The sequence below is a fragment of the Streptomyces sp. NPDC002130 genome, from assembly GCF_040296465.1.
GTDB lineage: Bacteria > Actinomycetota > Actinomycetes > Streptomycetales > Streptomycetaceae > Streptomyces.
The window spans coordinates 1-10,246 of sequence record NZ_JBEOXI010000274.1; the positions used below are offsets into that span (position 1 = coordinate 1).

8 protein-coding genes and 1 pseudogene are annotated in these 10,246 nt (G+C 73.3%); 5 read left to right on the top strand and 4 right to left on the bottom strand.

What is annotated here, in order from left to right; translation table 11 throughout:
* Positions 1 to 29 precede the first annotated feature (29 nt).
* The 3 genes from ABT116_RS34645 to ABT116_RS34655 form a co-directional block, all read right to left on the bottom strand.
* Positions 30 to 704, bottom strand: a complete 675-nt coding sequence (locus tag ABT116_RS34645) for a gamma-glutamyl-gamma-aminobutyrate hydrolase family protein (RefSeq protein WP_351642165.1) — start codon at positions 702 to 704, stop codon at positions 30 to 32.
* A gap of 37 nt (positions 705 to 741) precedes the next feature.
* On the bottom strand, positions 742 to 2,187 hold the full coding sequence (eat, locus tag ABT116_RS34650) for an ethanolamine permease (RefSeq protein WP_351642148.1): 1,446 nt from the start codon (positions 2,185 to 2,187) through the stop codon (positions 742 to 744).
* 151 nt (positions 2,188 to 2,338) lie between these two features.
* Positions 2,339 to 3,076, bottom strand: a complete 738-nt coding sequence (locus tag ABT116_RS34655; RefSeq protein WP_351642151.1) for a FadR/GntR family transcriptional regulator — start codon at positions 3,074 to 3,076, stop codon at positions 2,339 to 2,341.
* A gap of 98 nt (positions 3,077 to 3,174) precedes the next feature.
* Here ABT116_RS34655 and ABT116_RS34660 point away from each other — a divergent pair, with 98 nt between their 5' ends.
* From ABT116_RS34660 to ABT116_RS34675, 4 genes are read left to right on the top strand one after another with little or no spacing between them, the layout of a single operon-like run.
* Positions 3,175 to 4,539 (top strand): glutamine synthetase family protein, encoded by a 1,365-nt coding sequence (locus tag ABT116_RS34660; protein WP_351642154.1) that lies wholly within the window; start codon positions 3,175 to 3,177, stop codon positions 4,537 to 4,539.
* An 8-nt stretch (positions 4,540 to 4,547) separates the two neighbouring features.
* Positions 4,548 to 5,921: an aldehyde dehydrogenase family protein gene (locus ABT116_RS34665; protein WP_351642156.1), complete on the top strand. Its 1,374-nt coding sequence runs from the start codon at positions 4,548 to 4,550 to the stop codon at positions 5,919 to 5,921.
* Positions 5,918 to 6,703 carry a 3-oxoacyl-ACP reductase gene (locus ABT116_RS34670; RefSeq protein ID WP_351642159.1) on the top strand — a complete coding sequence of 262 codons (786 nt, stop codon included), beginning with the start codon at positions 5,918 to 5,920 and terminating at the stop codon, positions 6,701 to 6,703. Before ABT116_RS34665 ends, ABT116_RS34670 begins: the two co-directional genes overlap by 4 nt.
* Before the next feature lie 48 nt (positions 6,704 to 6,751).
* A complete protein-coding gene (locus ABT116_RS34675; RefSeq protein ID WP_351642167.1) occupies positions 6,752 to 7,651 on the top strand; it encodes a DUF2510 domain-containing protein in 900 nt (299 codons plus the stop codon).
* Between the two features lie 3 nt (positions 7,652 to 7,654).
* Here the strand turns inward: ABT116_RS34675 and ABT116_RS34680 are convergent, their stop codons facing one another.
* Positions 7,655 to 8,857 carry an amino acid deaminase/aldolase gene (locus tag ABT116_RS34680; RefSeq protein ID WP_351642162.1) on the bottom strand — a complete coding sequence of 401 codons (1,203 nt, stop codon included), beginning with the start codon at positions 8,855 to 8,857 and terminating at the stop codon, positions 7,655 to 7,657.
* Positions 8,858 to 9,656: 799 nt separating this feature from the next.
* Here ABT116_RS34680 and ABT116_RS34685 point away from each other — a divergent pair.
* Positions 9,657 to 10,246, top strand: a pseudogene (locus tag ABT116_RS34685) (hypothetical protein); the annotation flags it as partial.

The window sequence follows — 10,246 nt, forward strand, 5'->3', positions numbered from 1 at the left end:
GGGGTCCAGGGGGCGGAGCCCCCTGGGGTTCAGCCCTTCGCCGCCGCCTCCACCAGCGCCCCCATCACACGCACGTCCTCCCCCATCTCCGGATGCCACTGCACCCCCAGCACCCAGTCGGCCGACGGCAGTTCCACCGCCTCCACCGTGCCGTCCGATGCGTACGCCGACGGGACGAGGCCCTCGCCCAGGCGGTCCACGGCCTGATGGTGGTACGTCGGCACGAAGGTCTCCTCCGGCACCACACCGGCGTACAGACTCCCCGGCACCGGCTTCACCGCATGCCCGCCGAAGACGCCCACGACCTCCGCGTGCCCCTCGATGTGCTGCAGCAGCGTCCCCCCGAGAGCGACGTTCAGCAGCTGCATGCCACGGCAGATCCCCAGCAGCGGCAGCCCCGCCGCCAGCGCGGCCTCGATCAGCGCCAGCTCCCACGCGTCCCGCTCCGGCGCCGGCGGGCCCGTCCGCGGCTCGCGCTCGGCCCCGTACCGCACCGGTTCCACGTCCGGACCGCCCGCGATGACCAGCCCGTCCAGCCGGGCCACGGCAGCCGCGGCGTGCCGGGGGTCGTCCGGCGGCAGCATCGCGGCCAGGCCGCCCGCCCGCTGCACCAGCCGCGGGTAGCCGACCGGCAGCAGCGCGGCCTCCAGCTCCCACACGCCCCAGCGCGCACCGGACTCCAGGTAGGTGCTGACACCGATCAACGGCCTGGTCACGACGACTCCCTCACGCTTCGACGACTCAGTCCCTTGCCAACTCTGCCTCGGCGGCCGCCAGAGCCGCGAACTCCTCCTCCGGCGCCTTCGCCACCAGGTGCTTGCGGCTGTACAGGCCGAAGTAGGCGACGGCCACGGCGTACACCAGGAGGGCGATCAGCGCCGCCGCCACGTCCACCAGGAACGTCGCAACCAGCGCGGCGCACGCCAGCACCAGGGCGACCGACGACGTCAGCACCCCGCCCGGCGTGCGGTACGGCCGCTCCAGCTCCGGCTCCCTGCGGCGCAGCACGATGTGCGACAGGGACATCAGCGCGTAGGAGATGGTCGCCCCGAAGACGGCGATGTTCAGCATCCGCGCGCCGTTGCCGGAGACCGCCGCCAGCAGGAAGCCGATCGTGCCGGGCACCAGCAGTCCCAGGTACGGCGCCTTGCGGCGGCTGGTGAGCGACAGGAACCGGGGCAGATAACCCGCGCGGGACAGGGCGAACAGCTGGCGCGAGCCGGCGTAGATCAGGGAGAAGAACGACGCCACCAGACCGGCCAGGCCCGCGTAGTTCACGATCCGGCTCAGCGTCGTCGCCTCGCCCTTCGGCTGGAGCGCCTCGACCAGCGGGTTGCCCGCCCCCTGGATCGCGTCGGAACCGCGCGCTCCGGCCGCCGCGAAGAAGGTGACCACCGCCAGCACCACCAGGATGCCCATCGACCAGCGGATCGCCTTGGGCAGCGTACGGGCCGGGTCCTTGGTCTCCTCGGCGGCGAGCGGCACGCCCTCGACACCGAGGAAGAACCACATGCCGAAGGGGAACGCGGCCCAGATGCCGAGCAGGCCGAACGGCAGCCAGGAGCTCGACCCCGCGGCGGAGGCGTCGACCGGGATGTCGTCCAGCGACGCGAGGGAGAAGTCGGGCAGCGCCGCCAGCGCGAACACGACCAGGGCCACCACGGCGATGCCGGTGACGACGAAGCTGAAGCGCAGCGCCTCGCCCACGCCCCACAGGTGGATACCGAGGAAGATCACGAAGCAGACCAGGTACACCGGCCAGCCGGACTCCAGGCCGAACAGGCCCAGCGACTCGACGTAGTCGCCGATGAAGATGACGATCGCGGCGGGCGCGAGGACGTACTCGATCAGGATCGCCGTGCCGGTCAGGAAGCCGCCCCAGGGGCCGAGCGCCCGCCGGGCGAAGCCGTAGCCGCCGCCCGCCGTGGGCAGGATCGAGGACAGCTCGGCGAGGGCGAAGACCATGCACGCGTACATCGCGCCCATGAGCACCATGGCGATCGCCAGGCCCCCGAAGCCGCCTTCGGCCAGGCCGAAGTTCCAGCCCGAGTAGTCGCCGGAGACGACGTAGGCGACGCCGAGGCCGGTCAGCAGCACCCAGCCGGCGCTGCCGCGGCGCAGTGCTCTGCGTTCCAGATAGTCGTCGCCCTCCGGGGCGGCGGGTGTGGCGGTGGGTTCCTGGGGCATGGGCAGACTCCCGACGGGGCGGCGACGGTCACGGGATCGAGTGGGCTCCGACTCAATGGAATGGAGCCATACCTTTGCGGTGCCGACCGAGGAAGGCAATACCCCTGCGTTAATCGGCCGTAAATCCTCACCGCATGGAGGCGCCGCCCGCTCAGCCGAGGAAGCCCCGCAGCAGCGCCGCCGTGCCCCCGCAGTGCTCACGCATGATCTCCCGCGCCTGGTCGGCCTCGCCCTCGATCACCGCCTCAACCAGGGCGGTGTGCTGCCGCTGGGAGTGCTCCAGGTTGCGCACCAGCAGCGGGATGCAGTCGAGCAGGTCGTTGACCGTCGCTCGGACGGCCGCGTACCGGGCGGTGAGCGTCGGGGAGCCGGACAGTTCGGCGATCGTGAGGTGCAGCAGCGTGTCCAGGCGGCGGTACTCGGCGAGCGGCGCGTCGTGCGTGCGCGCCAGGGCCTCGCGGAGCCGGTCCGCCTGCTTCTCGTCCAGCCCGTGCGCCGCGCACAGCCCGGCCGCGCCCACCTCCAGCACCTCCCGGAACCGCAGCACGTCCTCGATGTCGACCTCGGCGACCCGGCGCCGCAGCTCGTCCTCGCCGACCGCTTCGGCTCGCGGCAGCACGAACGTGCCCCCGTACCGGCCGCGCCGCGACTCGACCAGGCCCTGGTCCTGGAGCACCTTCAGCACCTCGCGCAGCGTCACCCGGCTGATCCCCAGCCGCTCCGCCAGCTCCCGTTCGGCCGGCAGCCGCTCGCCCCCCGGCACCAGACCCAGCCGCACGACCTGCAGGATCTGCTCCAGTGCCTCCTCGAAGCCGTTGCCCGCGCGCACCGGCCGCAGCACCGGCGTCAGCCCGTCCCGCACCTCGCCGCCCCCAGCTTCCTCCGGCATGTGGCCGTACCCCCTTCCCAAGCAATGGTTCTCGGCAATACCTTATGGCTCCCGGCGGATCCAAGGCAGCGGATCCAAGGAGCCTAGGAGGCCTTCCCGTGGCAGACCGCACACCCCCGCTGAGCGTCGAGGAGCTGCACACCCTCGTCGCCGGCGGTGAGATCGACACTGTCGTCCTGGCGTTCCCCGACATGCAAGGGCGACTCCAGGGCAAGCGGTTCGCCGCACGCTTCTTCCTCGACGAGGTCCTCCACCACGGCACCGAGGGCTGCAACTACCTGCTCGCCGTCGACACCGAGATGAACACCGTCGACGGCTACGCGATGTCCTCCTGGGACCGCGGCTACGGCGACTTCGCCATGCACCCGGACCTCACCACCCTGCGCCGCGTCCCGTGGAACGCGGGCACGGCCATGCTCCACGCCGACCTCGCCTGGAGCGACGGCTCCCCGGTGGTCGCCGCCCCGCGCCAGATCCTGCGCCGCCAGCTGGAGCGCCTCGCCGAACTCGGCTACACCGCCCAGGTCGGCACCGAGCTGGAGTTCATCGTCTTCAAGGACACCTACGAACAGGCCTGGGACGCCGGCTACAAGGGCCTGACCCCCGCCAACCAGTACAACATCGACTACTCGGTCCTCGGCACCGGCCGCATCGAGCCCCTGCTGCGCCGCATCCGCAACGAGATGGCCGGCGCCGGCCTCACCGTCGAGTCCGCCAAGGGCGAGTGCAACCCCGGCCAGCACGAGATCGCCTTCCGCTACGACGAGGCCCTGGTCACCTGCGACCAGCACTCCGTGTACAAGACCGGCGCCAAGGAGATCGCCGCCCAGGAGGGCATGTCGATCACCTTCATGGCCAAGTACAACGAGCGCGAGGGCAACTCCTGCCACATCCACCTCTCGCTCGCCGACCCCGACGGAAACAACGCCATGGCCGGGGACGGCGAAGGCGGCATGTCGGACGTCATGCGCCACTTCCTCGCCGGCCAGCTCGCCGCCCTGCGCGACTTCTCCCTCCTCTACGCCCCCAACATCAACTCCTACAAGCGGTTCCAGCCCGGCTCCTTCGCCCCGACCGCAGTCGCCTGGGGCCAGGACAACCGCACCTGCGCGCTGCGCGTGGTCGGCCACGGCCGCTCCCTGCGCTTCGAGAACCGCCTGCCCGGCGGCGACGTCAACCCCTACCTCGCCGTCGCCGGACTGGTCGCGGCCGGACTGCACGGCATCGAGCAGAAACTGGAGCTGCCCGAGCCCTGCCCCGGCAACGCCTACGCCGCCGACCTGGACCACGTCCCCACCACCCTGCGCGAGGCCGCCGAGCTCTGGGAGAACAGCCCCATCGCCCGGGCCGCCTTCGGCGACGAGGTCGTCGCGCACTACCGCAACATGGCGCGCGTCGAACTGGACGCCTACGACGCCGCGGTGACCGACTGGGAGCTGCGCCGCTCCTTCGAACGCATGTGAGGTCCTTCTTGTCTTCCGAGCACCTTCTGGAAGTACTGAACCCCGCGACCGAGGAGGTCGTCGCCGCCGTCGCCGGGGCGAGTCCGGCCGACGTCGACGCGGCCGTCACCCACGCCGCCAGGGCACAGCGGATCTGGGCCGCCCTGCCCCCCGCGGACCGCGCCCGGCTGCTGCGCCGCTTCGCTGCCACCGTCGAGGCGCACCTGGAGGAACTGGCCCGCCTGGAGGTCCGCGAGGCCGGCCACCTCATCGGCAACGCCCGCTGGGAGGCCGGCAACGTCCGCGACCTGCTGGACTACGCGGCCGGGGGAGTGGAGCGGCTCACCGGCCGGCAGATCCCGGTGCCCGGCGGCCTGAACGTCACGATCCTCGAACCGCTCGGCGTCGTCGGCGTGATCGCGCCCTGGAACTTCCCCATGCCGATCGCCGCCTGGGGCACCGCCCCCGCCCTCGCGGCCGGCAACGCCGTCATCCTCAAGCCCGCCGAGACCACCCCCCTCACCGCCCTGCGCCTGGCCGAACTCGCCCTGGAGGCCGGGCTGCCCGAGCACCTCTTCCAAGTGCTGCCGGGGCGCGGCGACATCACGGGCGACGCCCTGGTCCGGCACCCCGGAGTCGCCAAGATCGTCTTCACCGGATCGACCCGGACCGGGACCCGCGTCGCCGCCCTCGGCGCCGAGCAGGTCAAGCCCGTCACCCTCGAACTCGGCGGCAAGAGCCCCAACATCGTCTTCGCCGACGCCGACCTCAAGACCGCCGTCGACCCCTTCTCCTTCCTGGACAACTCCGGCCAGGACTGCTGCGCCCGCACCCGCATCCTGGTCCAGGAGGAGGCCTACGACGAGGTCCGCGAGCTCCTCGCGAAGACCCTGGCCGACGTGGTGGTGGGCGACCCGGCCGACGAGAAGACCCAGATGGGCCCGCTGATCTCCCGGCAGCAGCTCGACCGCGTCCGCGGCTTCGTGCCCGACGACGCCCCGGCCCTGCGCGGCAGCGCACCCCAGGGCCCGGGCTTCTGGTTCCCGCCCACCGTCCTCACCGGCGAGAGCCCCGACTCGGCCGCGGCCTGCGAGGAGATCTTCGGCCCCGTCGCCGTCCTCCTGCCCTTCACCGACGAGCAGGACGCGATCCGCCTGGCCAACGACACCCCCTACGGGCTCTCCGGCTCCATCTGGACCCGGGACGTCGGCCGTGCCCTGCGCGTCTCCCAGGCCGTCCGCGCCGGCAACCTGTCCGTCAACTCCCACGCCAGCGTCCGCTACTGGACCCCGTTCGGCGGCTACAAGCAGTCCGGTGTCGGGCGCGAGCTCGGCCCGGACGCCCTGACCGCCTTCACCGAAACCAAGAACGTCTTCATCAGCACGGAGGGCCCCGCACAGTGACTGCCCAGGAAAACATCTGCCGCCGCCTGGTCGGCCGCACCGCCGTCGTCACCGGAGCCGGCAGCGGCATCGGCCTCGCCGCCGCCCGCCGCCTCGCCTCCGAAGGGGCCCACGTCGTCTGCGGAGACGTGGACGACGCCCGCGGCAAGGCCGCGGCCGAGGAGGTCGGCGGCACCTTCGTGAAGGTCGACGTGACCGACCCCGAGCAGGTCGAGGCCCTCTTCAAGACCGCCTACGACACCTACGGCAGCGTCGACATCGCCTTCAACAACGCCGGCATCTCCCCGCCCGACGACGACTCCATCCTGGAGACCGGCCTGGAGGCCTGGAAGCGCGTCCAGGAGGTCAACCTCACCAGCGTCTACCTGTGCTGCAAGGCCGCCATCCCCTACATGCGGCGCCAGGGCCGGGGCTCGATCATCAACACCGCGTCCTTCGTCGCCCGGATGGGCGCGGCGACCTCCCAGATCTCCTACACCGCCTCCAAGGGCGGCGTCCTCGCCATGTCCCGTGAACTGGGCGTGCAGTTCGCCCGCGAGGGCATCCGCGTGAACGCCCTGTGCCCGGGCCCGGTCAACACCCCGCTCCTGCAGGAGCTGTTCGCCAAGGATCCGGAGCGGGCCGCCCGCCGTCTGGTGCACATCCCGCTGGGCCGGTTCGCCGAGGCCGAGGAGATCGCCGCCGCGGTCGCCTTCCTGGCCAGCGACGACTCCTCCTTCGTGAACGCCACCGACTTCCTGGTCGACGGCGGCATCGCCGGGGCGTACGTCACACCCCTGTAAGCGCGTGTCCGAAGGGGCCGGGTCGCGCCCTACAGTGCCGGGATGAGCATGACGCCGCCGCCCGGCTGGTATCCCGACCCGCACGCCCCTCACCGGCAGCGCTGGTGGGACGGCACGGCCTGGACCGAGCACCGCAGCGCGCCCGAGGCCCCCGCAGCCCCGCCGCCGGGCGGCGGCCCGGGCCGGACGAAGGTGGTCGCCCTGACCGCCATCGGGGCCGTCCTGGCCGCGGCGATCGTCACCGGAGCCGTCGCCCTCAGCGGGGGCGACGGCTCCGGCACGGAGACCGGGACGGCCCCGGCCTCCACCCCCGCGGATACGCCCGACGCGCCGGAGCCGGCCCCCGAGACGTCGACCTCCGAGCCGTCCGCCGACGATCCGGCGCTCGTCGAGGACCAGCTCAACGGCATCACGTTCCCGCTGCTCGACGGCTGGGTCCGCCCGCAGTACGTCGCCCAGGACGACGTCGTCATGACGACCGACGGCACCTACGACTGCCCCGGCGGCGTGGGCGTGTGCCGCCACGGCATGGTCTTCTCCCGGACAGTGACCGAGAACGACGAGAAGTCCCCCAGGGCCCTGGCCGAAGCGGACATCTCCGGGGCGGCGGACGAGGCCTACGACCGCGACACGCTCGGTCGCGAGCTCCACGGCGGCATGGAGTCGCACCAGCTCGTGAAATCCGGGCCGGTCGCGGTGGCGGGCCGCGCCGGGTACCTCGTGCGCTGGCGCGTGAAGACCGCCAAGGGGCCCGGCGGTTACGTCCAGTCGCTGGCCTTCCCCTCCAGCGTCGGCACCGAGTCGCCGGTCCTCGTCCGGTACGTCTTCGACGCCGGCGACGACGGCCCGCCGCTCGCCGACATGGACCGCATCACCAAGGGCATCCGCCCCTTCGGCGACGCGGACACCGGCGGCGGCGTGGGCAGCAGCATCGGCCCGGCCGGCTGACGCCTACAGGAACGTGTGGCCCTCGCCGCGATAGGTCGGCACCGTCGCCGTCACCGTGTCGCCCTCGATCAGGTGCAGCCGGTCGAACCGCTCGCACAGCTCACCGGCCTTCGCGTGCCGGAACCACACCTTGTCGCCGATCAGCAGATCGTCGGCGGGCGAGCCGAGCAGCGGCGTCTGCACCTCACCGGCGCCTTCCTGCGGGTCGTAGCGCAGCCCCTCGGGCAGGTACGGCACCGGCGACCGGTCGGCGCCGGCCGCACCCGAGGCGGGGTACCCACCGCCCAGGACCGTCACCACGCCCACGCCCGGCCGCCGTACGACGGGCTGGGCGAAGAGGGCCGACGGACGGCCGCTGAACGACGTGTAGTTGTCGAACAGGCGCGGCACGTACAGACCCGACCCGGCGGCGATCTCGGTCACCGCCTCCTCGGCCGCCGTGTGCTGCACCGAGCCGGTACCGCCGCCGTTGACGAACTCCAGCCCCGGCACGACGGCCCGCACCGCACGCACCACCTCCGCGCGCCGCTCGGCCAGTTCACGCTTTGCGGCGGTCTGCATCAGCCGGATGGCGCGGGATCGCAGCGGCCGCCCCTTCAGCGCGTCACCGACACCGGCGACATGCCCCTCGTAGGCCATGATCCCCACGACCTCGAAGCCGGGCCGCCGGGTCACCGCCCGCGCCACGTCGGCGACCTGGGCGGGGGAGTGCAGCGGCGAACGCCGGGCCCCGACCCGCACCCGCCCGCCGAGCAGCTGCAACGAGGTGTCCAACTCCAGGCACACCCGCACCACTTCACGCCCGCCGCCCCGGGAGGCATCGATCAGATCCAGCTGGGCGACGTCGTCGACCATGACGGTCACGGCGGCGGCGAGCTTGGGATCACCGGCCAGTTCGGCGTACCCGGCACGGTCGGCGGACGGGTACGCGAGCAGCACGTCGTCGAACCCCGAGCGGGCCAGCCACAGCGACTCGGCCAGGGTGAACGACATGATCCCCGCGAAGCCGTCGCGGGCCAGGACGCGTTCCAGCAGCGCCCGGCAGCGCACGGACTTGCTGGCTACCCGGACGGGCTTGCCCCCGGCGCGGCGCACCAGGTCGGCGGCGTTGGCGTCGAAGGCTTCGAGGTCCACGATCGCGAGAGGGGCGTCGAGATGGGCGGTGGCCCGGTCGTAACGGGCCCGGTCGGAGGCGCGCGCAGTCATGAACGCAGCCTGCCAGACGGGATTACCGCAGGGTAGGGGGACGTTCCGGGCAGATGCCCCGCCGTCGTGGACTGGTTCCCGTTCGCCCAGGAACAAGCCGTAGAGTGACGCGCACGTACGGCGGACGACGCCGGCCGGGGATCCGCGCCGGGATGACGCTCCCTCCGTACGGGTAGGAGTGCCCGGGACGACTGTGTACCGGGCCTCGGGCAGGACGACACCGGCCCGCGCGAGACGAGCGGCCCGGGCATGCGGAAACGGGGGGTGCATGAGCACGGAAGCGCAACGCGCCTCTTTCCCCCCACGCCCCACCGCCCCACCCCGCCCGGCACACCCCCCGGCCGCGCCGGAGGACTCGGCGACGAGCTCGCCGAACGATTCACTGAACGATTCGTCGAAGGATTCGCCGAAGGGCGAGCGGGGGACCCCGGGCACGTCCTCCGGTCCCGCCACGGGACGGGAAGCCACCGCTCCCGGGGGAGGGGCCGGGGCGGAACCGTCCGACGGCGGCCGCCCTCGCTTCCCGAGCCTCGGTGCCCCGGTCTTCGGTGCCACCACCTCCCGGCGCACCGGGTCCGCCTCACCGCCCCCGCCCCGCGCCTCCACGCGCTTCCCGGACAAGCCGCCCAGCGTCGGCCGTGAGTCACGCCCCGAATCCGGAGCCCCTCGGCCCCCGTCGCGGCCGCGTCACCTCCCCACGCCGGACTCCTCCGGCAGGGCAGCGAGTTCGCGCACCCAGGACGGGCCCGTGTCGCAGTCCTCCGGCCGGGCCACGAATTCGGGCCCCCAGGACGGGCCCGTGTCGCAGTCCTCCGGACGGGCAGCGAGTTCGCGCACCCAGGACGGGACCTCGTCGCAGTCCTCCGCCCGGCCGTTCCGTCTCTCCGCGCCCGGCCGTCCGGACGCCGCGGCCCCGGAGACGACCGGCCGGCCGTTCCGCCTGCCCCCGCCCCGCCGTCCCGGCGCCCCCGGCGACCACGCGTCCGAGACGACCGCACGCCTGCGCCCCGTACCCGCGGACCCGGCGCCGGACGAGCCCGCCGCACCCTTCGGCCGCCCTGCCGCGCAGAGGACGACGGCGGACCGCCCCGGACCCACGCGCCCCACCACCCCGCCGCGCCCCGCCGAGCCGCCGGCACCGGCCGGTACCGACACGGGCGCCACCGCCGGGCGGGACCTGCGCGTGCCCCCGGCGCCCACCCGGCGGCCCGCCCCCTCCGTGCCGGCACCCCGCAACCCCACCCCCGTCTCTCCCGACCCGGCACTCTCCTGGAGCGCCACGCGCCCCATGGTGTCCTTCGGTGAACCCGAGGGCTACGACGGCGACGCACGGCCCCGGCCGCTCGGCCGGCGCGGAGCGCCCCGGGCCGCCGCGGCCGCCGCCTGCCA

Excerpts from the sequence above, each read along its gene's own strand:
- eat (WP_351642148.1), bottom strand. The coding sequence starts at position 2,187 with ATGCCCCAGGAACCCACCGCCACACCCGCCGCCCCGGAGGGCGACGAC.
- ABT116_RS34655 (WP_351642151.1), bottom strand. The coding sequence starts at position 3,076 with ATGCCGGAGGAAGCTGGGGGCGGCGAGGTGCGGGACGGGCTGACGCCG.
- ABT116_RS34675 (WP_351642167.1), top strand. The coding sequence starts at position 6,752 with ATGACGCCGCCGCCCGGCTGGTATCCCGACCCGCACGCCCCTCACCGG.
- ABT116_RS34680 (WP_351642162.1), bottom strand. The coding sequence starts at position 8,857 with ATGACTGCGCGCGCCTCCGACCGGGCCCGTTACGACCGGGCCACCGCC.